This window comes from Novosphingobium aerophilum, from assembly GCF_014230305.1.
GTDB lineage: Bacteria > Pseudomonadota > Alphaproteobacteria > Sphingomonadales > Sphingomonadaceae > Novosphingobium > Novosphingobium aerophilum.
The window spans coordinates 17,305-37,232 of sequence record NZ_JACLAU010000024.1; the positions used below are offsets into that span (position 1 = coordinate 17,305).

General features: G+C 68.4%; 24 protein-coding genes. 7 read left to right on the top strand and 17 right to left on the bottom strand.

Translation table 11 applies throughout. The annotated features are described in order from the left end of the window. Positions 1-175: 175 nt before the first annotated feature. Positions 176-697 carry a translation initiation factor IF-3 gene (gene infC / locus H7F49_RS13375; protein WP_185684080.1) on the top strand — a complete coding sequence of 174 codons (522 nt, stop codon included), beginning with the start codon at positions 176-178 and terminating at the stop codon, positions 695-697. A gap of 387 nt (positions 698-1,084) precedes the next feature. Here the strand turns inward: infC and H7F49_RS13380 are convergent, their stop codons facing one another. From H7F49_RS13380 to hisB, 14 genes are all read right to left on the bottom strand, one after another. Further along, the gene (locus tag H7F49_RS13380; protein WP_185684081.1) at positions 1,085-1,507 is read right to left on the bottom strand and encodes a hypothetical protein; all 423 of its coding nucleotides are present in this window, start codon (positions 1,505-1,507) and stop codon (positions 1,085-1,087) included. Positions 1,508-1,645: 138 nt separating this feature from the next. Beyond that, the gene (locus H7F49_RS13385) at positions 1,646-2,179 is read right to left on the bottom strand and encodes a J domain-containing protein (RefSeq protein ID WP_185684082.1); all 534 of its coding nucleotides are present in this window, start codon (positions 2,177-2,179) and stop codon (positions 1,646-1,648) included. 38 nt (positions 2,180-2,217) lie between these two features. Further along, complete coding sequence (gene pal, locus H7F49_RS13390; protein ID WP_185684083.1) at positions 2,218-2,760, bottom strand: peptidoglycan-associated lipoprotein Pal; 543 nt, start codon at positions 2,758-2,760, stop codon at positions 2,218-2,220. 22 nt (positions 2,761-2,782) lie between these two features. Next, the gene (tolB, locus tag H7F49_RS13395; RefSeq protein ID WP_185684084.1) at positions 2,783-4,174 is read right to left on the bottom strand and encodes a Tol-Pal system beta propeller repeat protein TolB; all 1,392 of its coding nucleotides are present in this window, start codon (positions 4,172-4,174) and stop codon (positions 2,783-2,785) included. Continuing rightward, positions 4,171-5,106, bottom strand: a complete 936-nt coding sequence (locus H7F49_RS13400; RefSeq protein ID WP_185684085.1) for a hypothetical protein — start codon at positions 5,104-5,106, stop codon at positions 4,171-4,173. The genes tolB and H7F49_RS13400 overlap by 4 nt, the downstream gene beginning before the upstream one ends. A 9-nt stretch (positions 5,107-5,115) precedes the next feature. Next, positions 5,116-5,583, bottom strand: a complete 468-nt coding sequence (locus tag H7F49_RS13405; RefSeq protein ID WP_185684086.1) for an ExbD/TolR family protein — start codon at positions 5,581-5,583, stop codon at positions 5,116-5,118. Continuing rightward, on the bottom strand, positions 5,583-6,278 hold the full coding sequence (gene tolQ, locus H7F49_RS13410; protein WP_185684087.1) for a protein TolQ: 696 nt from the start codon (positions 6,276-6,278) through the stop codon (positions 5,583-5,585). Before tolQ ends, H7F49_RS13405 begins: the two co-directional genes overlap by 1 nt. Then, entirely contained in the window at positions 6,275-6,742 is a 468-nt protein-coding gene (locus tag H7F49_RS13415) for a YbgC/FadM family acyl-CoA thioesterase (RefSeq protein WP_185684088.1), read from the bottom strand. Before H7F49_RS13415 ends, tolQ begins: the two co-directional genes overlap by 4 nt. Positions 6,743-6,839: 97 nt before the next feature. Continuing rightward, positions 6,840-7,220: a histidine triad nucleotide-binding protein gene (locus H7F49_RS13420; RefSeq protein ID WP_185684089.1), complete on the bottom strand. Its 381-nt coding sequence runs from the start codon at positions 7,218-7,220 to the stop codon at positions 6,840-6,842. Then, positions 7,220-7,540 (bottom strand): phosphoribosyl-ATP diphosphatase, encoded by a 321-nt coding sequence (locus H7F49_RS13425; RefSeq protein WP_185684090.1) that lies wholly within the window; start codon positions 7,538-7,540, stop codon positions 7,220-7,222. Before H7F49_RS13425 ends, H7F49_RS13420 begins: the two co-directional genes overlap by 1 nt. Positions 7,541-7,571: 31 nt before the next feature. After that, positions 7,572-8,333, bottom strand: a complete 762-nt coding sequence (gene hisF, locus H7F49_RS13430) for an imidazole glycerol phosphate synthase subunit HisF (RefSeq protein WP_185684091.1) — start codon at positions 8,331-8,333, stop codon at positions 7,572-7,574. A 172-nt stretch (positions 8,334-8,505) separates the two neighbouring features. After that, complete coding sequence (gene hisA, locus H7F49_RS13435; protein ID WP_185684092.1) at positions 8,506-9,234, bottom strand: 1-(5-phosphoribosyl)-5-[(5-phosphoribosylamino)methylideneamino]imidazole-4-carboxamide isomerase; 729 nt, start codon at positions 9,232-9,234, stop codon at positions 8,506-8,508. Between the two features lie 136 nt (positions 9,235-9,370). Then, complete coding sequence (hisH, locus tag H7F49_RS13440) at positions 9,371-10,000, bottom strand: imidazole glycerol phosphate synthase subunit HisH (RefSeq protein ID WP_185684093.1); 630 nt, start codon at positions 9,998-10,000, stop codon at positions 9,371-9,373. A 1-nt stretch (position 10,001) separates the two neighbouring features. Then, entirely contained in the window at positions 10,002-10,622 is a 621-nt protein-coding gene (hisB, locus tag H7F49_RS13445; protein ID WP_185684094.1) for an imidazoleglycerol-phosphate dehydratase HisB, read from the bottom strand. A 126-nt stretch (positions 10,623-10,748) separates the two neighbouring features. On the opposite strand from hisB, the gene H7F49_RS13450 reads away from it, so the two are divergent. The 4 genes from H7F49_RS13450 (at position 10,749) to gmk (ending at position 13,352) form a co-directional block, all read left to right on the top strand. Beyond that, positions 10,749-11,252, top strand: coding sequence for an SspB family protein (locus tag H7F49_RS13450; RefSeq protein WP_185684095.1), 504 nt, complete (start codon positions 10,749-10,751; stop codon positions 11,250-11,252). Positions 11,253-11,278: 26 nt separating this feature from the next. Continuing rightward, a complete protein-coding gene (locus H7F49_RS13455; RefSeq protein ID WP_328806751.1) occupies positions 11,279-11,671 on the top strand; it encodes a hypothetical protein in 393 nt (130 codons plus the stop codon). A 488-nt stretch (positions 11,672-12,159) separates the two neighbouring features. Next, positions 12,160-12,462, top strand: a complete 303-nt coding sequence (locus H7F49_RS13460) for a GIY-YIG nuclease family protein (RefSeq protein WP_185684096.1) — start codon at positions 12,160-12,162, stop codon at positions 12,460-12,462. A gap of 254 nt (positions 12,463-12,716) precedes the next feature. Beyond that, the gene (gene gmk, locus H7F49_RS13465) at positions 12,717-13,352 is read left to right on the top strand and encodes a guanylate kinase (protein ID WP_185684097.1); all 636 of its coding nucleotides are present in this window, start codon (positions 12,717-12,719) and stop codon (positions 13,350-13,352) included. Between the two features lie 24 nt (positions 13,353-13,376). On the opposite strand, the gene H7F49_RS13470 is transcribed toward gmk, so the two are convergent. Continuing rightward, positions 13,377-15,722, bottom strand: coding sequence for a S8 family peptidase (locus H7F49_RS13470; protein ID WP_185684098.1), 2,346 nt, complete (start codon positions 15,720-15,722; stop codon positions 13,377-13,379). A 163-nt stretch (positions 15,723-15,885) separates the two neighbouring features. Here H7F49_RS13470 and dapD point away from each other — a divergent pair, with 163 nt between their 5' ends. Both dapD and H7F49_RS13480 read left to right on the top strand, forming a co-directional pair. Further along, positions 15,886-16,722: a 2,3,4,5-tetrahydropyridine-2,6-dicarboxylate N-succinyltransferase gene (gene dapD / locus H7F49_RS13475; protein WP_185684099.1), complete on the top strand. Its 837-nt coding sequence runs from the start codon at positions 15,886-15,888 to the stop codon at positions 16,720-16,722. A gap of 59 nt (positions 16,723-16,781) precedes the next feature. Beyond that, the gene (locus tag H7F49_RS13480) at positions 16,782-17,531 is read left to right on the top strand and encodes a sulfite exporter TauE/SafE family protein (protein ID WP_185684100.1); all 750 of its coding nucleotides are present in this window, start codon (positions 16,782-16,784) and stop codon (positions 17,529-17,531) included. On the opposite strand, the gene H7F49_RS13485 is transcribed toward H7F49_RS13480, so the two are convergent. Then, positions 17,528-18,448: a hypothetical protein gene (locus H7F49_RS13485; protein ID WP_185684101.1), complete on the bottom strand. Its 921-nt coding sequence runs from the start codon at positions 18,446-18,448 to the stop codon at positions 17,528-17,530. The two genes, H7F49_RS13480 and H7F49_RS13485, sit on opposite strands and share 4 nt — an antisense overlap. Before the next feature lie 183 nt (positions 18,449-18,631). Next, entirely contained in the window at positions 18,632-19,900 is a 1,269-nt protein-coding gene (locus H7F49_RS13490) for a dipeptidase (RefSeq protein WP_185684102.1), read from the bottom strand. Between the last annotated feature and the right edge of the window lie 28 nt (positions 19,901-19,928).

Sequence of the window (19,928 nt, forward strand, 5' to 3'; positions counted from 1 at the left end):
ATCGTGGGAAACCAGCCGGTTACCGTCCGTTTACCATGGCAGGGCCATGAGGCCGGCCGAGGCACCCGATGCATTTTGCCCGCTTCCCCGCGGGCGCGATTCGCATTAAGGACGCCGCCAGAGCAGTCTTATCGGCGATTACAGGAGAACGAATATAGCTCCCCCACCCCGGCGTATGTTGCAGCCCCCGGTCAAGAGCGGGCCGCGCTACAATCATCTCATCCAGTCGGACAAGGTCCGCGTCATCGATGAGAACGGAGAGAACCTTGGCGTGATGTACACGCGCGAGGCGATCGAGCAGGCGGCGGAAGTCGGCCTGGACCTTGTCGAAGTCTCCCCCAACGCCGATCCGCCGGTCTGCAAGTTCCTCGACGTGGGCAAGTACCGCTACGAGGCCCAGAAAAAGGCCAACCAGGCGCGCAAGACCCAGAAGACGCAGGAGATCAAGGAGATCAAGATGCGTCCGAACATCGACGATCACGACTATGACGTGAAGATGCGCGCGATGCACAAGTTCATCGGCGAGGGCGACAAGGTGAAGGTCACCCTGCGCTTCCGCGGCCGCGAGCTCTCGCACCAGCAGCTCGGCATGAACCTGCTGCGCCGCGTGCAGGAGGACGTCGCCGAGGTCGCCAAGATCGAGGCCTATCCCCGCATGGAAGGTCGCCAGATGCTGATGGTGATCTCGCCGAAGTAAGCGGGCGGCTTACCGCCGGTCTGTAGAGGGCGCTCCTGCGGGGGCGCCTTTTGCTTTTGGGGTACAACGGCCTGGGTCAAACGCCGGTGCTGAGTCATGCACCGACCAAGTCACCGGATCGTCGCTCTGGACTTGCCAGGGGCCAGCTTGTCTTTGAGGCGTCGCGAATCAAAAAGACTGGGTCGAGAAACAGCCCCAGGACGACGGGCCAAGTTGGCTTTCCGCTATCAGCTGCAAGAAATGCGACACGCCGATGCGGGGAGCTCATTGACCTAGCCACCCAATCCCTAGGACTCGTTCAGTCCGACCCTGTAAAGGCATGTCCTCAGCGACAGCCACATAGTGGCAAGCGGATGGGTCGCGCCCCGGCGCCAGCTCTGTTTCACGCTATTCAACCGCCGTTACCATCGGAAAGACGTTTCGAATGGTGTCCGGAGGACATACCAACAAGGGGGACTTTTCGGTCATCAATGCCTTTTCAGTCAATACGCCTTGAAATACAACCAAATCTCCACCATCAAAATAGACCTCTATCGGCTCAGATCTGCCAGTATATTTCACAGATCTGACGAGATATGTATTTGAGCATTCACTCAAAAATCCATATCCATCGGTCGGTTTGATTTTTATGAATGGCTGATAATCTAGCGTTTTTATCGCCACATATCTATATTTTTCATCTACTCTCTTGTATTTTGTGTCTGGCAGACGCTTTTTTACTTTTTCCCCGCCAAATCTAATCCAATGGGCTCCGCCTGAGCCGTTTTCAACAATCTTCTTTTCAATAATTTTGTATGCGGTGGCGATCATTATCGCAATTAAGGCAAGTACAAAGCATAGACGACCCATAAGCGGCTCATTTGGAAAAAGTAAGAGCTTAGGAGACAAAAATAGTCATTATAACTGAGGAATTGTCATTTTGGCTTTTGGCCTTACACTCAAGGGAGGCTACCCCTTCCACTCGCGCCGCTCCTCGGCGGCGCGCAGGACCTCGTAGCTGACCTGAAGCTTGCGGAACTGCTCGGCGGCGGCGGCGTCGCCGGGCTTGACGTCGGGGTGGACCTCCTTGGCCTTGGCCCGCCAGGCCTTCTTCACCGCCTCGAAATCGGCATCGGGATCGAGCCCCAGCACCTCGAGCGCCTTCATCTCGTCGCGGCTGCGCGAGCCGTCGCCCGATCCGCCCCAGCCGTAGTGCGCGGCTTCCTTGTAGCCGGAATTGTCCGAGGTTTCGCGCTGCTCGCGCGCGGCAGCCTCCTCGGCGGTGAGGCCGGCGAAGTAATCCCAGCCCGAATTGTACTCGGCCGCGTGCTGCTGGCAGAAATACCAGCGGTCCGGACTGTTGGGGCTTTTGGGCGCCGGGCAATCGCCCTTCTCATGGCAACCGGCGCGGTCGCACATGCGCACCGGGGCCGCGTCGCTAGCGCTGCCGTAGCCGCGCCAGCGCGGGAATCCCCAGTCATTCGATCGGCGGGCGCGGCTCATGATTGTAAAGATAGAGCCCCTGACCCGCCGTTCGCAAGTCAGTCGATGGTCACGGTCACGGCGCGGCGGTTCTTGGCCCAGCTCGCCTCGTCCGAACCGAGCGCGACCGGGCGCTCCTTGCCATAGCTGACCGTGGTCAGCCGGCCGGCGTCGAGCCCCAGGCTGACCAGGTAGTTCTTGGCGGCGGTGGCGCGGCGCTCGCCCAGGGCCAGGTTGTATTCGCGGGTCCCGCGCTCGTCCGCATGGCCCTCGATCGTGGCCTTCTTGCCCGGGTACTTCATCAGCCACTGCGCCTGGGCGGTCAGGGCGGCGGCATCGGCATTGTCGATGTTGTAGCGATCGGTGTCGAAGTAGATCGTGTCCTGGCCCATCATGCTGGCGACGAAATCGGCCTGGCTGCCCGGGGTGGGACCGCTGACCGTGGCGGGCGCCGGGGTTTCCACCGCCGTGGTCGGAGCCGGCGGCGGCGGCAGCTCAGCCGGGGCCTTCTTGGCGCAGCCCGACAGGGTCAGGGCACCGGCCAGCAGCAGCGCGGCGCCAAGCTTCAGCGCCGTCTTCGGGTGAGCGTTGCGGATGGTCATCGCCATTCTCCTTTCACAAACGTCAGGGCCGCACCGGGCCCCAGGCGGGGTCGGACGCGTCAACCGGGGTCGGCAGCTTGCGCTCGTTACGCCCGGTCAGGTCGACCTGCCAGATGCCGGTCCGGCCGGACCCCTTCTCGGTCCGGAAGAACTGCACGATCCGGCCGTTGGGCGACCAGGTGGGCGCTTCGTCCTGCCAGCTGTCGGTCAGGTACCGCAGGTTAGACCCGCTCGGGCTGATCACCGCAATACGGAAATTGCCCGCGATATGGGTGAAGGCGATCTGATCGCCGCGCGGGCTCCATTCGGGCGTGGCGGCGCGTCCGCCGAAGAAGCTGATGCGCTTCTGGTCCGAACCGTCGGCGTTCATCACATAGATCTGCTGGCCACCCGACCGATCGCTTTCGAACACGATCTTGCTGCCATCGGGCGAGAACGACCCGCCGATGTTGATCCCGGGGGTGTTGGTCAGCCGTTGCGGCTCGCCGCCGCCCGCCGCCGAGATCTTGTAGATGTCGGTGTTGCCGCCGATCGCCATCGAATAGAGGATCCACTTGCCGTCAGGCGACCAGCGCGGGGCGAAGGTGGGGTTGGTGCTCTGGGTGATCAGGCGCTGCTTGCCGGTCTCCAGATCATAGACGTAGATCCGCGGATAGCCGTTGAAATAGCTGAGGTAGAGCAGCGAGCGGTAATCGGGGGCATAGCGCGGGGTCAGCGCGATGGCCTGGCCGGTGGTGATGTAACGGTGGTTGGCACCGTCCGAATCCATGATCGCCAGGCGCTTCATCCGGCGATCCTTGGGCCCGGTCTCGGCGATGTAGGCGATCTTGCTGTCGAAGAACGGGCTCTCGCCCGAGAGGCGCGAATAGACCAGGTCGGCGCACTTGTGCGCGGTGCGGCGCCAGTCTGACGGGGGCACCTGCCACCCGCCCTTCACCAGTTGCTGGCGCAGGGCCACGTCATAGAGGTAACAGCCCACGGTCAGGCTGCCGTCGCCATTGGCGCGGACATAGCCGTGGACCAGCATCTCGGCCCCGCGCCCCGACCACACGCCGAAATCGGGCGCGACGATTTGGCCGAAGCTGGGCTGCGGCAACGCATCGGGCCCGGTCGGCTTGAACAGGCCGTTGTTCTTGAGGTCCGAGGTGATGACATCGGCCAGCGCCCGACCCAGCCCGGCGGTCGATCCCGCGCTGGTCTGGGTGGCGACATCGGCATTGGTGGCAAAGGTGGGGATCGCGATGCCGAGGTCCTGCCAGGGGGTCTCGTCGGAGACCGAGCCGGTCAGCCCGCCTTCGTCCTGCTCCGCGGCAGGGCTGGTCGCGGTCACCACCGGTTGCGGCGACATCTGTGGCTGGGCGACAGCCGCGGAACTCAGCAGCAGGACAAACAGGGGCAGACGGCGGAAACTCATTGCGACAACTTCCTGTCGAAGCGGAACTCCTTCACGCGTTTCCACGCGGGATAGAGCTCGGATGGCAGATCGAACGGCGCCGCGAGACGGACCGCGCGCATCGCCTGTTCAACGTGGCGTTGGGCCTGAGGCCGGTTGGCATCGGTCACGCCCGACTGGCTGACCAAACGGGGCGGGCCGGCCAGCGTTCCGTCCGGGTTGAGGTCCCAGCTCAGCACGGTCACCAACTGGTCGGCCTCGGCACCCTGGGGGGCCGCCCATTTCGGTTTGAGCTGGCGGGCGATCGCGCCGGACAGGGCCGCCCTGACCTGTGGCCCCATGGTGGCCGCAGGCGGCGTGGTGTCGCGCGCGGCGGGGTTCTGGCCGCCGGGCAGGCCCTTGAGGAAATCGTCCCCCAGCCGCGAGCCGCCACCACCGCTCCTGGCCGGAGGGGCCGGCTTGGCGGGGGCGGGCCTGGCGGGAGCGGGGGCCGCCTTCACCGGACTGGGCGCGGGCTTGGCCGGAGCCGCCTGGGGCTTGGCCGGGGTCTTCGGGAGCGCCGCAGGCTTGGACTGCGGGACCGGCCGGGCCACCGGCTTGAGTGGTTCCGGCTTGGGCGGTGCGAGCTTGGGCGGTTCGGGCCGGGGCGCCACCTTGGCCACGGGCGGCGGCGCAGGGCGCGGCTCGGCATCCGGTTCGGGCGCAGGAGCGGGCACCGGGTTTTCGCTCAGCACCGGCGCGACAGCCGGGGCCGCCTCGGCCGCGGGCTTGGGCGAGGTCGACTGCATGGCCACCTCGTCCGCAAAGGTCACCGTCATCCGCTGCGGCGCGGGCAGGGGCGCCGGCATCGGCGGCTTGAGCGCCAGCCAGAGGATCAGCGCCGCGTGCACGGCCACGGCCACCACCAGACCGGCAGCTTCCTCGGTGCGGAACGTGGGTGCGCGGGTCGCCATGGCTGCGGGCTAGGGCGCCTGAACTGAACCGTTGGTGACCAACGAGATAGAATTGAACCCGGCCCGGTTCAGCTCGCCCATCACCGCCATCACATCGCCATAGGGCAAGGCCTTGTCGGCGCGCAGGGTCACCAGCGGCGGCTTGCCGTCACCCCCGGGCGCGATCCCGGCCAGGCGGTCGGCCAGCTCGCCCGGGGCGATCTCGGCCGCGTCGAGGTAGGTCTTGCCATCGGCGGTCATCGCGATGGTCACCTGGCGCTGCTCCTGCGGCAGGGCCTTGGCCCGGCTGTCGGGCAGGTCCACCGGCACCCCGGCGCTGAGCAGCGGCGCGGTGACCATGAAGATGATCAGCAGCACCAGCATCACGTCGACCAGCGGGGTGACGTTGATCTCGGCCATGGCCCCGCGCTTGCCGCGGCGCCCGCGGCGGCCGGATCGGCCGCCCCCGCCCCCACCCCCGGCCGTGCCCATGGCCATCAGCGGGTCTCCAGCTCGCGGCTGAGCGTCGCGTGGAAGCGGTCGGCGAAGCGCTGCAGGCGGCCCTCGAAGGCGTTCACGCTGTGCGAGAAGCGGTTGTAGGCGATCACCGCGGGGATCGCCGCGAACAGGCCGATGGCCGTGGCGAACAGAGCCTCGGAAATGCCCGGTGCGACCACCGCCAGCGACGAGTTCTGCTGCTGCCCGATCTGGAAGAACGAATTCATGATCCCCCAGACCGTGCCGAACAGGCCGATGAAGGGCGCCGCCGATCCGACCGTGGCGAGGAAGTTGAGCCGATCCCCCATGCGATCGGCCTCCTGCTCCACCGCGCCGTCCATCACCAGGGCGAGCCGCTGGCGCAGCCCTTCGCGGTCCACCTGCTTCAGCCCGCTGCTGCGCCGCCATTCGGCCAGCGCCGCCCCGGCCACGCGGGCGATCGGGGCCTTGCCGTCGGTCCCGGCGTGATAGACCTCCATGTCCTTGGCCTGCCAGAAGCCTTCCTCGTATTCCCGGCACTTGCGACGCACCGCGCCCATCCGCAGGCTGAACGAGACGATGATGGTCCAGACCCAGACGCTGGCGACCAGCAGTCCGGCCATGATCGCCTGGACGACGATATCGGCATCGGCGAACAGCTTGACCGGGTTGAGGTGGGCCGGCGCGGCGGCGGCGAGCAGCGTGAGGGCAGTCATGGGGTTTCCGGAGCAGAAGCGAGGAACGAGGCGAAGGCGGCGCGCCAAGGCGCCGGCTGGCGGCGCGGTCGGCCGTCGCGACCGACAAAGCCGACCCGGACGCGCATTTCGGAGAGGAGCACCGGGGCGCCGTCGGGCTCGACCCGGAAGGCCTTTTGCAGCAGCCGGCACGAGGCCGCGCCGATGTCCTCGGCGTGGGTTTCGATCAGCACGTGATCATCCAGGCGGGCCGGGGCGGCATAGCGGATGGTGAGGTCGGAGACGGCATAGGCCCCCTCGCCCGCCTCGTGGACGGCGCGCTGATCGATCCCCAGCACGCGCAGCAGATCGGACCGGGCGCGCTCGAACCAGCGCAGGTAATTGGCGTGATAGACCACCCCCGAGAGGTCGGTGTCCTCGAAATAGGCGCGCACCGCGAAGCGGTGGACCTGCCCGTCAAGGCAGCCCTCAGCGGGCCGGGGCATGGGGGGTGTGGGCTGCACGGTCATGGGCGCCCGCGCTATTAACCTTTCCGCGACTCGCGGGGCAAGCGGATTGTCGGCAGAGGGGGAAGAACCCCGTTCAGTCCTGTGACACCATGGCGTAGAACTGGCGCCCGCCGAACAGGTGGACATGGAGATGCGGCACTTCCTGGTGCCCGTGCTGGCCGATGTTGGCGAGCATCCGGTAGCCCGGCTCGACCAGGCCGAGCTCGCGGGCGACGGTGCCCACGGCGCGGACAAAGCCAGCGATCTCAGCCTCTTCCGCCTTGGCCGAGAAGTCGTCCCAGCTCACATAGCGGCCCTTGGGGATCACCAGGACGTGGACCGGAGCCTGCGGGGCGATGTCGTGGAAGGCCAGGGCGAAGTCGTCCTCGTAGACCCTCTTGCAGGGCAGTTCGCCGCGCAGGATGCGGGCAAAGACGTTGCTGTCATCATAGGGAGCGCGGGGATCGATCGGCATCAGTCGGGCTTTCTTGCGGCTTTCTCGGCAATTCCGGAGAGGCCTTCGCGGCGGTCCAGCTCGGCCAGGACCTCGGCCAGCGGGACCTCCCTGGCGCCGAGCAGGACCAGCAGGTGGAACAGCAGGTCGGCTGCCTCGCCGACCAGTTCTTCCCTGTCGCCCGAGAGCGCGGCGATCACCGTCTCGGTCGCTTCCTCACCCACCTTCTGGGCGATCTTGCCCACCCCCTTGGCGTGGAGCTTGGCGACATAGGAGCTGGCCGGATCGGCCCCGCGCCGCGCGGCGATGGTCTGTTCGAGGCGGGCGAGCGTATCGGTCATGCCACCGCGATGCAACGGCCCAACAACCGGGTCAAGAGCGCGCCGGAAGCCCGGCGGCGCGCAGCGCGGCATGCGCCTCGGCCACGGTGTGCGTGCCGAAGTGGAAAATCGAGGCGGCGAGCACCGCGCTGGCATGGCCCTGGGTCACCCCGGCGACGAGGTGATCGAGGCTGCCCACCCCGCCGCTGGCGATCACCGGGACCGAGACCGCATCGGCGATCGTCCGGGTCAGCGCCAGATCGTACCCCGCCTGGGTCCCGTCGCCATCCATCGAGGTGACCAGCAGCTCCCCCGCGCCGAGCCGGGCCAGCCGGATCGCATGGTCGACCGCGTCGATCCCGGTCGCGCGGCGGCCGCCGTGGGTGAAGATCTCCCACTGGCCCTGGGCGGTGCGCCGCGCGTCGACCGAGGCGACCACGCACTGGCTGCCCATCCGCTCGGCAATGTCGGAGACCACCTCGGGCCGGGCGACGGCGGCGGAATTCACCGCGACCTTGTCCGCCCCGGCCAGCAGCAGGGCCCTCGCATCCTCGACCGTGCGCACCCCGCCGCCGACGGTGAGCGGCATGAAGCAGACCTCGGCGGTGCGGCGGACCACGTCGAGCAGTGTGCCGCGCCCCTCGTGGCTGGCCGAGATATCGAGGAAGCACAGCTCGTCGGCCCCGGCCGCGTCATAGGCGCGGGCCTGCTCGACCGGATCGCCGGCGTCCTTCAGGTCAACGAAGTTCACGCCCTTGACCACGCGCCCGTCGCGCACGTCGAGGCAGGGGATGACGCGGACGCGGACGGTCATGCGCGCCATCCTCCCCGGGACGGGGAGGGGGACCATGCGCAGCATGGTGGAGGGGCACTCACATGGAGACACCAGCCTAGCCGGACGCGCGGCCGCGTTGTGGAGGGTGCCCCTCCACCGCCTGCGGCGGTCCCCCTCCCCGTGCCGGGGAGGATCCGCGCAACCACCCCCATCACACCCGCTCCGCCATGGCGATCGCCGCCTTCAGGTCCAGCCGCCCTTCGTACAGCGCGCGGCCGGTGATGACGCCTTCGATCCCCTCGCCGGCGTGGAGCGCCAGGATGTGGATGTCATCCAGGCCCTTGACCCCGCCCGAGGCGATCACCGGAATGTCGACCCGCCGCGCCAGATCGACCGTGGCATCGATGTTCACGCCCTTGAGCAGGCCGTCGCGGCCGATGTCGGTGAACAGCAGGCTGGCCACCCCGGCGTCCTCGAAGCGGCGGGCGAGATCGACCACCGGCACGTCCGAGACATCGGCCCAGCCCTCGGTCGCCACCATGCCGTCCTTCGCATCGACCGCGACCACGATCCCGCCCGGGAACTCGCGCGCCATGTCCTTGACGAAGTCCGGGTCCTTCAGCGCGGCCGAGCCCATCACCACGCGGCTGACCCCCAGATCGAACCAGCCCTCCACCGCGGCCCGGGTGCGAATGCCGCCGCCGAGCTGGACATGGCCGGGGAACGACTGGAGGATCGCCTCCACCGCCTCGCGGTTCTCGGCCCGGCCGGCGAAGGAGCCGTCGAGATCGACCACGTGGAGATACTGCGATCCGGCCGCGGCGAAGATCATGGCCTGGGCGGCGGGATTGTCGCCGTAGACCGTGGCGCGGGCCATGTCGCCCTCGGCCAGGCGCACGACCTGGCCGCCTTTGAGATCGATGGCGGGGAAGACGATCATGCCGGGGTCACCCCTCTCCAACTGCGGCTAGGCCGCTGCGCGGCCAAGCCTTCGTATCCTCTCCCCCGGCGGGGGAGAGGATGGCGGAGCTTGCCGCCGCGGCGGCTAGCGGAGCCTGGAGAGGGGCTCACGCTCCTCAAGGCCGCCATTCCAGAAACCTTTCCAGCAGGGCCAGCCCATAGGCCTGGCTCTTTTCGGGATGGAACTGCACCCCCACCACATTGTCCTGCGCCACCGCCGCGACGATCCCGCCGCCGTGATCGGTCATCGCCGCCACGGCCGCGCCGTCTTCGGGCAGGAACTGGTAGGAGTGGAGGAAGTAGGCCTCGCCGGGTTCCAGCAGGCCGCCATCGCCGGGGTGCGTGGCCAAGGCGACATCGTTCCAGCCCATGTGCGGCACCTTGATCGCCGGATCGGTCGGTTCGATCAGGCGGACCTCGCCGGCGATCCAGTCGAGCCCGGCGGTGATCCCGTGTTCCACCCCGCGGCTGGCCAGCAGTTGCATGCCCACGCAGATCCCCAGGAACGGCGCGCCGCCCACCTGCACGCGCTCCTCCATGGCCGCGACCAGCCCGGGGATGGCGCGCAGCCCTTCGGCGCAGGCGCGGAACGATCCGACTCCGGGCAGGACGATGCGGTCCGCCGCGCGCACCACGTCGGGATCGGCGGTCACCGCGACCCCGGTCGCGCCCGCCGCCTTGAGCGCATTGGCGACCGAATGGAGATTGCCGGCGCCGTAATCGATCAGGGCCAGGACCTCGGCCATGTCAGTCGCCCGACTCCGGCCCGATCGATCCCGCCCCGAGGATCCCCTTGGTGCTGGGCACGGCCCCGCCCTTGCGCGGATCCCGCTCGACCGCCTGGCGCATGGCTCGGGCGAAGCCCTTGTAGACGCCTTCGATGATGTGGTGGTTGTTGCTGCCGTAGAGCTGTTCGATGTGCAGCGTGATCCCGGCGGCCTGGGCCATCGACTGGAACCAGTGCTCGAACAGTTCGGTGTCCATCTCACCCAGCCGTTCCTGGGTGAAGCGCACGTTCCACACCAGCCAGGGACGGCCCGAGATGTCGAGCACGACGCGCGCCAGCGCCTCGTCCATGGCCGAATGGGCCTCGCCATAGCGGCCGATCCCGGCCTTGTCGCCCAGCGCCTGGGCAATGCACTGGCCCAGCGCGATCGCCGAATCCTCGACCGTGTGGTGCTGGTCGACATGCAGATCGCCGACGATCCGGCAGGTCACGTCGATCAGCGAATGGCGCGAGAACTGCTCGATCATGTGGTCCAGGAACCCGATTCCGGTCGACACCTGGTAGGTGCCGGTGCCGTCGAGATTCACCTCGACCGCGATGTCGGTCTCATGGGTCTTGCGAGCGATGCTGGCGGTGCGCATGGGCTGTCGTCCTTGGTCCGCGCCGCCTATAGACCCCCCGGCCCAAGGTGCAAGAACCGCGTTGCCCCCACCCTGCCCGACAAAGCCGGCTTGACCATCGCGCGTCGGGACGCCACTTGAAGGGAAATGAGCGATACGCCCGACAGTCTGATCCCGTACGACGAGATCGTCCAGGAAGCCCTGCGCGCCGTGGTCGGCCGGGTGCTCGGCCAGGTGGCCGCCGCCGGCGGGGTGCTGCCGGGGCATCACCACTTCTACATCACCTTCAAGACCGCCGCCCCGGGCGTGGACATCCCCAAGTCGCTGCGCGAACGCTTTCCCGACGAGATGACCATCGTCCTGCAGAACAAGTTCTGGGACCTGGCGGTGACTGGGGACAGCTTCTCGGTGGGGCTGTCGTTCAACCAGGTGCCGACCAAGCTTTACGTGCCGTTCTCGGCGATCACCGCCTTCGTCGATCCGGCGGTGGACTTCGGCCTGCAGTTCCAGGCGACGGTCGCCGACCTCACCCCCGAACCCCACGAAGAGGCCGAGAACGATTCGGCCGGCACGGAACAGGCCGATCCCGCCCGCGTTACCGCCGATGATGGATCGAATGTCGTGACCGTCGATTTCGGGCGGAAGAAGTAAGCGGCGCAATCGCGAAGGAGCCGAAGGTGGCGATAGGCAGGAAGCCCGGCGGAAAGGTCGTGAAGCCGACCGGCACGACGCTGGAAGCCGCCCCCGACCAGACTTCCGAGCCGGCGGACACGGCCGCAGACGCTGCGGCCGCGCCCTCCCCCGATCCGATGACCAGGATGATCCTGGCCGATCTGGTGCTGCGCGGCGGCGGAGCCCTGATGCGCCGCGCCGTGGAACAGAACCTGCTCGGCCGCACGCTCGGCAAGGGCAAGGCGCAGAAGATCATCAAGGGCCGCACCATGGGCCAGACCCTGCTCGGCACCGCAGTCGCCCGCATCGCCACCCGCTCGGTCCCGGGCGCGATCATCGTCGGCGGCGGCCTGCTGGCCAAGGCGCTGTACGACCGGAAAAAGGGCAAGAAGGGGTAAGCTCGGGGCCAGCGCCCGACAAAGGCGAGCCCTGTCCCGGGTCAAGCCCGGGACGACGGCAATTGTTCGGGCCTGGCGGGGTTTTCCGTCTGCGTTCTGTCGAGGCCCCGTCCCCCAGGAACCTTCCCCTCGTCGTCGCGGGCTTGACCCGGGATCAAGCCGTCCGATCGCGCAGACCGGGCATTCGGGCAGCAACCAGCCAAGCCGATCGTCCCTCGCATGGCCGGGTTCGGCGGAGGGCCAGGCCGGCCCAGTCCCGGGTCACGCCCGGGACGACGGGGATTTGGGACGAGCCCTGCCGGAAAACATGAGCACGGCAGCGTTTTCCGTCCGCGCCGACACGTTAAGTCCAACACCATTCCATCGTCGTCCCGGGCTTGACCCGGGACAGGGCTGGCCTTCCAGCCTCCGGGGTAGACCGTTACCCTTTTCGCCAGACCACCACCTCGGCGCTTGATCGGAAACACGACATCGCCTCTGTTCTGGCTATGGACAAGCCTCGCTACGGTGGCTGGGTTTACATCATGGCAAACCGCTATCGCGGCACCTTGTATGTGGGTGTTACAGCGGATCTTGCCCGCCGCATCACCCAGCACCGGACCGGATCAGGCTCGGCCTATTGCGAAAGACGCGGTCTCGATTGGCTGGTCTGGGCGGAACCTGGCGCGACCATGGCCGACTGCATCGCTTACGAGAAGCGTCTGAAACGATGGCGACGGGAATGGAAGTTCGCCCTGATCGAGCGTGGCAATCCGGATTGGGATGATCTGTACGATCTGCTGCTGGCCTGAGCAGTCGCACAGGCGGGCAGAGAGCCCTGTCCCGGGTCAGGCCCGGGACGACGATGCTCTGGGGTTGTGCCTGGGGTATCGGCGCCGACATTGGGGAGGCTGTCAGGCGGGCAACAGCAACAAGCACCAGCTCAAAACCTCGTCGTCCCGGGCTTGACCCGGGACAGGGCTGTAGGCATCCGTTTTGCTCCGGCCCAAGCTCGACCGGACCACGCCCCCTTGATCTTTCCCCCGCGCCTGCGGCATGGGCGGCTATGGCTTCCGATACCCTGCACCGCCGCGGCCTGATGTTCATCCTGTCCTCGCCCTCGGGAGCGGGGAAGACCACGATCGCGCGGCGGCTGCTGGCCGAGGACCCGGAGATCGCGCTGTCGGTCTCGGCCACGACGCGGCCGATGCGGCCCGGCGAGGTGGACGGCAAGGACTATCACTTCGTCAGCCAGGACGAATTCGACCGCATGGTCGAGGCCAACGAGTTCTTCGAGTGGGCCCATGTCTTCGGCCATTCCTATGGCACGCCCAAGGCCCATATCCGCGCCGGGCTGAAGGAGGGGCAGGATTTCCTGTTCGACATCGACTGGCAGGGCACCCAGCAATTGCACCAGAAGGCCCAGGCCGACGTGGTGCGGGTGTTCATCCTGCCGCCCAGCCTGGACGAGCTGCGCCGCCGCCTGATCGGCCGCGCCACCGACAGCGCAGAGGTGATCGCGGCGCGGATGGCCCGGGCCCAGGCCGAGATCAGCCACTGGGACGGCTATGACTACGTGGTGGTCAACGACGACGTCGAGGCCTGCTTCACCCAGGTCGCCGAGATCCTGCGCGCCGAGCGGATGCGCCGCACCCGCCAGACCGGACTGATCGACTTCGTGCGCGAGCTGACCCGGGGCTGATCCCCGCCGGTTCGCCGGTGTGTGTCAGAACCCGACCGACCAGCGCAGCGCCGCGCCCTGTTCGGGCGGCAGGCCGCGCATGTGGCCCGGATCGCGCCGCCAGAACAGCGTGGCCCCGGCCGATCCGCCGGCGAACGGCCCGGTCCAGCCCAGTTCGGCATCCAGTTCGCGCCCGGTGGGGGCCAGGTTGATCCGCTGCACCGAATGGACGGCGCTGAGCGTGTCATAGTTCCAGGCGGTGGGCAGGTTGAGGTCGAGCCCCCCGCCTTCCACCCGCAGCGGCTGGGCCAGCCGCAGTGCCAGGCTGTCCCGACGACCGATCACGCCGTGCCTTACCAGATCGACGTTCCAGCCGCTGCTGGCCAGCCGCGAGCTGCCGAGCAGGATCGCGCCGCTGCGGGCGCGGGTCAGGCCGCGGCGATAGGCCCCGGTCAGGGACCAGCCCGAGGCCGGCTGCCAGCTTGCGCCCAGATCGACAAACAGGCTGTCGGCGCCCTGTCCGGCGAAGGCCTGGGCCAGCCGCGCGCCGAGCACGGTGCGGTCCTCGGCCAGCCAGCTCGCCGCGAGCGCGCCGGACAGCCCGCCGAAGCGCCGGTCCAGCGTGACGCCGAACCGGCTGACCCGGGGCGCCTCGCGCATCGGATCGCCCGGCAGCAGGCCGGTCTGGCGCACCGGGAGGACCCGGCCGCTGTCGGCCGAAACGGTCAGGCCGGCCCGGCCCAGCTTCAGCCGGATGGCGCTGGCGACCAGATCGCTGCGCAGGAAGCCCAGATCATCCGCCGCTCCCGCAGCGACCAGGAACGCGGCCTGCGGAGCGCCGCGCAGCCCGGCCCCCAGCCCGTCGCTGCCCGCGGCAAAGCCGAAGGCGGCGTCCAGCCCCGGGGCCACCCGCGCAATGACCCGTCCGGCCAGCACCCGCGCCGCGCCGGCATCCTCGCGCGAGAGGCGCAGCGGGCCGCTCCACGGCTCGCCCGTCGTCCCGTTCAGACCCGGCGTGCCGGCGGTGAAGGCCAGGGTTACCGGCCCGTGGCCGAGGTTGACCGGCCGACCCTGCCCGAGCAGCGCCATGCCGAGGCGCGGGACGATCGGCGTGGTCCGCCCCATCCCCGCCAGGTCGAGCGAATAGGCGCGCCGATAGGCATCGAGCACGGTGGCCCGGGCCGAGACGCGCTGCAGCGCATCGCCCATCGCGCTGGAGGTGATGATGCTGTTGTCGCTGGGCAGCAGCACGCTGGTCGTCCCGGCCAGCGAGGTGGTGCCCTTGGCGGCGAAGGCGGCGGCGATGTTCAGGATGCCGCGGCCGAAGGTCGCGTCCGGCCCGGCGGCACCGGCCTCGGTCGCGCTCGACAGGAGCAGGTCGACCACCTGCTGCGCGGTGAGGCTGGGGAAGGCCTGGCGCAGCAGGGCCGCGGCCCCGGCGATCTGCGGCGCGGCGAAGCTGGTGCCCGAAACCACGGTGATGAAGGTCTGGCCCGAGGCGTCGACCGTGGTCTTGATCTTGCCGTTTTCGTAGACGCAGCAGATCTGCTCGCCCAGCGCGGCGAGGTACCAGTTGGCCTCGGTCCCGGCCTTGTTGCTGAATCCGGACAGCGCGCCCGAGGTGCCGACCGACCCCGCGATGATCACGTTGCCGCCCCCGGCGGCGCGCAGCGCCGAGGCGAAGGAGGTGGGATTGTCGACCCCGCCGTTGCCCGCCGAGACCACGATCACCACGCCATTGGCCGCCGCATTGGCGACCGAGCGCAGCACCCGGCTGCTGGCACCGGTGCCGCCGAGCGAGAGGTTCACCACCTTGGCGCCATTGTTGACCGCCAGGTCGATCCCGTTGGCGATGGAGTTGTCGCTGAACGCGCAGCCGCCGCTCGATCCGCAACTGCCGACATCGTCGGCACGGGCCATCAGGATGTTGGCCTCCCAGGCGATGCCCATCACTCCGGTGTTGTCGCGCGCGGCCGCCGCGGCGAGCGCCACCTGGGTGCCATGGGTGTCGGTCCCGAACAGGCCGCGACCGCCGACCACGTCCTGCGAGGCGGAGGAGATGCGCCCGGCGAATTCCGGATTGGTGGTGTCGATGCCGGTGTCGACGATGCCCAGTGTCACGCCCTTGCCACTGGCGCCGGTCTGCCAGGCGGGGATCGCGTTGTGATAGGCCGGGCCGTCGGAACGGTTGTACTCCGCGGTACGGAAGGTCTCGGCCGGGATCAGCGTGGACACCGGGGTGGTGGGCGTGGTCGGCGTGGTGGTGGTCGGCGTCGTCGGGGTGACCGGCGTGCTCGCCACAGAGCCGCCACCGCCGCCGCAGCCGCTCAGGGCCGCGAGGAACGGCATGACCGAAACGATTAGGCCAATCCGGTGAACACGACGAATCATGGGGCCTCCAGCTTAGATACCCTTTCCGGATAGACTAGCGTTCTTCACCCGGTTTTAAGGTCGTGATAGGTCTATTGCCCCTCCGGGTTGCTCCGGTGGTCCGCACCGTCTAGGCGCGCGGCGCAGGCCTGCCGCGCCTGATCACGCACCGGAGATTCGTTCCATGACCGACCTTGCCGCCCAGATCGAAGCCGCCTTCGAGGCACGCGACACGGTCACTCCCGCCAGCGCCGAGGTTCGGGCCATCGTCGACCAGGCGCTCGACCTGCTCGATTCGGGCGCGGCCCGCGTCGCCGAGCCGGACGGCCAGGGCGGCTGGCGCGTCAACCAGTGGCTGAAGAAGGCGGTGCTGCTGTCGTTCCGGCTGAACGACAATGCGGTGATGGACTATGGCAGCGCCGGGGCGCCGGCCTTCGACAAGGTGCCGCTGAAGTTCACCGGCTGGGACGAGGCGCGCTTCCGCGCCGCCGGCATCCGCGTGGTGCCGGGCGCCGTGGTGCGCCGCAGCGCGCACATCGCCAGGGGCGTGGTGCTGATGCCCAGCTTCGTCAACCTGGGCGCGCGGGTGGACGAGGGCACGATGATCGACACCTGGGCCACGGTCGGCTCCTGCGCGCAGATCGGCAAGAACGTCCACATTTCGGGTGGGGCCGGGATCGGCGGGGTGCTGGAACCGCTGCAGGCCGGGCCGGTGATCATCGAGGACAACTGCTTCATCGGCGCGCGCGCCGAAGTGGCCGAGGGTGTCGTGGTGGGCGAAGGTTCGGTGCTGTCGATGGGGGTTTACCTCGGCGCCTCGACCAAGATCGTCGATCGTGCCACCGGCGAGATCCACATCGGCCGGGTGCCGCCCTATTCGGTGGTGGTCTCGGGCTCGCTCCCCGGCAAGCCCCTGCCCGATGGCACCCCGGGCCCGTCGCTGTACTGCGCGGTGATCGTCAAGACGGTGGATGCCCAGACCCGCTCGAAGACGGGGATCAACGAGCTGCTGCGCGACTGAGCGCGCGAACAGGGGCCGGGGCTACCGGCCGGAGGCGTCGGCACGGGGGAGGTTCCGCCATGTTCCAGTCCTGGCCAGCCATCCTCTGCGCGACGCTGGCGGTGATCGTTTCGGGTCTGGCCAAGGGCGGCTTTTCGGGCGCGGGAGCGCTGGCCATGCCGATCATGGTGCTGACCAATCCCCCGGTGGAGAGCGCCGCGGTGATGCTGCCCATCCTGATCGTGCAGGACGCGGTCAGCGTCTGGTCGTTCCGGCATAGCTGGGACGGCAGCGTGCTGAAGGTGATGATGCCGGGCATGACGCTGGGGGTCGGGCTGGGCTACCTGTTCTCGCGCTCGGTCAGCGAGGCGGCGGTGCTGGGCGTGGTCGGGCTGGTCTCGCTGCTGTTCGGGCTGCAGCGGCTGTGGGCCGAACGCGGCGGGCGCACCACCCTGCCCTCGGACTCGCCCGGCTGGGTGGGATCGCTGTTCGGCACCTTCTCGGGCTTTGCCAGCCATGTCGCCCATGCCGGAGCGCCGCCGTTCCAGATGTGGGTGCTGGCCCGCCGGCTGGAGCGCGACAAGCTGGTCGGCACCACGGCGATCGCCTTTGCCTACATGAACTGGATCAAGGTGCCGGGCTATGTCGCGCTGGGCCAGTTCAGCCGGGCCAACCTGTTCCATTCCGCCCTGCTGGTGCCGCTCGCCCTGGCCAGCACCTGGGCCGGCGTGCGGATCGTCCGGCGGGTCGATCCGCAACGCTTCTACCGGATCATCTATGCGCTGATGATCGCGGTCGGCCTGTGGCTGCTGCGCGAGAGCCTGGTCTAGACTCCGCCCGGCCGATCGGGGCCGGTCGCCGGAGGGGCCTCTGGCGCGGCGCCGGCCCCCGCCTCCCTCGCAGCGGTCAGCGCCGCGTTCATCCGGGCGATCAGCGCGGAGCGCTGCTGCCACCAGGGACGGTCGATCGGCATGGCGTAAACCGCCTCGAGATAGGCCCGGTCCCAGTCGGACAGGCGCTGCTCGGCGGCGATGCGCGGCCCGGACCGGGCGAACATGCCCAGCACGCTGGGGGTGGCCGCCATCAGGGAATCGTTATGCGCGACCGGCGCGAACGAGACCATGGCCGCATAGCTGGCGATCGCGTCGAGCGGAAAACCCTCGGCCTTGTTCACGTCGATGATCACGAGGGTCCCCGTCAGGTCGAGCTTCACCTGGGTCGAGATCAGGCTATGCCCGTAGTGTCGAGCGATGGGTTCCATCACTGGCACCCCGTCGGCGGTCAACGGCAGTGTGCTGTAAGCCCAGCGCACCGCGCGGTCCGAGCGGAGGAAGGCATCGCGCATCACGGAGTTGCCCTCATCCAGCCATAACGGCTGGCTGCTGCCCATGCGCTGGGCCGCAGCCCGACCGTTGGGGGTAAAGATCACGGCCAGGTTGGGCGAGCAACCCGCAGGGGCCTCGGTGATGCGGCGGGTCGCGGCCGCGGCCTCGCGCATGTGGCGCAGGATCACGCCGACGTATTCGTCGCGCAGGCCCACCACGACCGGGCAGAAGGGCGCATCGCGGCGAGCGGCCTGGCCCATCTCGTTCGATACCGCCATCCGCTTGACGAACCGGGTGATCGCCTGCCGCTGCTCCGCGGGGGAGACGTACAGACCGTTGACAGTGATGTCGCTGGGCTCAGCCGCCAGGGCCGAAGCGGAACAGCACAAGGCCGAAAGGATGGCTGCAGTCCGGAGTTTCACCGGGCCGGTGCGAAGGACGGAAACAGCATTCCACATAAGTGGCTCCGACAGGGTCGTGCCACCTTCCCGCGCACAGTTGTGCACTGAGTCACTTCGTTTGCAAGACCTGGCCACACTGGCATACGACGACACGGGCGTACGCCCATCCGGGCGCACGACCACACCGGCGCACGGCCAGCCCGATCAGAACGTGGTCTTGCTTTCGATCGGCGGATCGGCGCGGTGGGCGGCGGCATAGGCCTCGGCGGCCTTGAGCACGCGCATCATGTTGCCGCTGGCGATCTTTTCCAGATCGGCCTGGCTGTGGCCGCGCCGGGCCAGTTCGACGAACAGGGCCGGATAGCCGGACACGTCGGGCAGGCCTTCGGTGGTCGATTCCATCCCGTCGAAATCGGCCCCCAGCCCGACGTGGTCGATCCCGGCGACCTTGATGATGTGCTCGACGTGGTCGGCCAGTTCCCCCAGGGTCGCGCGCGGAGCCGGGTTGTCCTTGACCCAGGCGGCCAGTTCCGCGGCGGCGCGCTTGGGATCGGCGATGTGCAGCGCCTGCAGCCGCGCGCGCTGCGCGGTGCGGGCCAGATCCCATTCGCGCACGCGGTCGCTGACATAGGCCGGCAGGGTCACCGCCATGACGATCCCGCCGTTGTCCTTCAGACGGGCCAGCACGGCATCGGGCACGTTGCGCGGATGATGGGCGATCGCGCGGGCGCCCGAATGGCTGAAGATCACCGGCGCCCTGGCCACGTCGAGGGCGTCCATCATCGTGTCCTCGCTGACGTGGCTGAGATCGACCAGCATGCCGATGCGCTGCATTTCGCGCACCACATCCTTGCCGAAATCGGTCAGCCCGCCGTGCTGCGGGGCGTCGGTGGCGCTGTCGGCCCAGCCGATGGTCTTGACGTGGGTCAGAGTCATGTAGCGCACGCCCAGCGCATGGAACTGGCGCAGCACGCCCAGCGACGAGCCGATCGCATAGCCGCCCTCCATGCCCATCAACGAGGCGATCCGCCCTGCCTTCATCGCCTGCTGGACCTCGGTCGAAGAGGTGGCGAACTGCAGATCGGCGGGATAGGCCGCGACCAGCCGCTTGGTCACGTCGATCTGTTCCATCACCGCCTGGACCGCCTGCTGTTCGGTCAGGTTGGCCGAGACATAGACCGACCAGAACTGCGCCCCGACCTTGCCCTTGCGCAGGCGCGTCAGGTCGGTGTGCATGGCCTGTTCGCCGGTGGCGGGATCGGCGGTGTTGGTGGTGTCGCGGAAATCGAATCCGGCGATCACGTCATTGCGGCGCCCGCGCAGCTGTTCGGGCACGTCGTTGTGGCCATCCCAGACGGGCGCGGCCTTGAGCGCCGCCGCAGCGGTCTCTTCCGGGGTCGCGGCATGGGCGGGGACGGACAGGCCGGCCAGGGCGGTCGACAGGACAAGGCTGCGCAGGAACAGGGAACGCATCGGCAATACTCGTGCAGGACACAGGGAT

Excerpts from the sequence above, each read along its gene's own strand:
- infC (WP_185684080.1), top strand. The coding sequence starts at position 176 with ATGTTGCAGCCCCCGGTCAAGAGCGGGCCGCGCTACAATCATCTCATC.
- H7F49_RS13380 (WP_185684081.1), bottom strand. The coding sequence starts at position 1,507 with ATGATCGCCACCGCATACAAAATTATTGAAAAGAAGATTGTTGAAAAC.
- H7F49_RS13385 (WP_185684082.1), bottom strand. The coding sequence starts at position 2,179 with ATGAGCCGCGCCCGCCGATCGAATGACTGGGGATTCCCGCGCTGGCGC.
- pal (WP_185684083.1), bottom strand. The coding sequence starts at position 2,760 with ATGACCATCCGCAACGCTCACCCGAAGACGGCGCTGAAGCTTGGCGCC.
- tolB (WP_185684084.1), bottom strand. The coding sequence starts at position 4,174 with ATGAGTTTCCGCCGTCTGCCCCTGTTTGTCCTGCTGCTGAGTTCCGCG.
- H7F49_RS13400 (WP_185684085.1), bottom strand. The coding sequence starts at position 5,106 with ATGGCGACCCGCGCACCCACGTTCCGCACCGAGGAAGCTGCCGGTCTG.
- H7F49_RS13405 (WP_185684086.1), bottom strand. The coding sequence starts at position 5,583 with ATGGCCATGGGCACGGCCGGGGGTGGGGGCGGGGGCGGCCGATCCGGC.
- tolQ (WP_185684087.1), bottom strand. The coding sequence starts at position 6,278 with ATGACTGCCCTCACGCTGCTCGCCGCCGCCGCGCCGGCCCACCTCAAC.
- H7F49_RS13415 (WP_185684088.1), bottom strand. The coding sequence starts at position 6,742 with ATGCCCCGGCCCGCTGAGGGCTGCCTTGACGGGCAGGTCCACCGCTTC.
- H7F49_RS13420 (WP_185684089.1), bottom strand. The coding sequence starts at position 7,220 with ATGCCGATCGATCCCCGCGCTCCCTATGATGACAGCAACGTCTTTGCC.
- H7F49_RS13425 (WP_185684090.1), bottom strand. The coding sequence starts at position 7,540 with ATGACCGATACGCTCGCCCGCCTCGAACAGACCATCGCCGCGCGGCGC.
- hisF (WP_185684091.1), bottom strand. The coding sequence starts at position 8,333 with ATGACCGTCCGCGTCCGCGTCATCCCCTGCCTCGACGTGCGCGACGGG.
- hisA (WP_185684092.1), bottom strand. The coding sequence starts at position 9,234 with ATGATCGTCTTCCCCGCCATCGATCTCAAAGGCGGCCAGGTCGTGCGC.
- hisH (WP_185684093.1), bottom strand. The coding sequence starts at position 10,000 with ATGGCCGAGGTCCTGGCCCTGATCGATTACGGCGCCGGCAATCTCCAT.
- hisB (WP_185684094.1), bottom strand. The coding sequence starts at position 10,622 with ATGCGCACCGCCAGCATCGCTCGCAAGACCCATGAGACCGACATCGCG.
- H7F49_RS13450 (WP_185684095.1), top strand. The coding sequence starts at position 10,749 with ATGAGCGATACGCCCGACAGTCTGATCCCGTACGACGAGATCGTCCAG.
- H7F49_RS13460 (WP_185684096.1), top strand. The coding sequence starts at position 12,160 with ATGGACAAGCCTCGCTACGGTGGCTGGGTTTACATCATGGCAAACCGC.
- gmk (WP_185684097.1), top strand. The coding sequence starts at position 12,717 with ATGGCTTCCGATACCCTGCACCGCCGCGGCCTGATGTTCATCCTGTCC.
- H7F49_RS13470 (WP_185684098.1), bottom strand. The coding sequence starts at position 15,722 with ATGATTCGTCGTGTTCACCGGATTGGCCTAATCGTTTCGGTCATGCCG.
- dapD (WP_185684099.1), top strand. The coding sequence starts at position 15,886 with ATGACCGACCTTGCCGCCCAGATCGAAGCCGCCTTCGAGGCACGCGAC.
- H7F49_RS13480 (WP_185684100.1), top strand. The coding sequence starts at position 16,782 with ATGTTCCAGTCCTGGCCAGCCATCCTCTGCGCGACGCTGGCGGTGATC.
- H7F49_RS13490 (WP_185684102.1), bottom strand. The coding sequence starts at position 19,900 with ATGCGTTCCCTGTTCCTGCGCAGCCTTGTCCTGTCGACCGCCCTGGCC.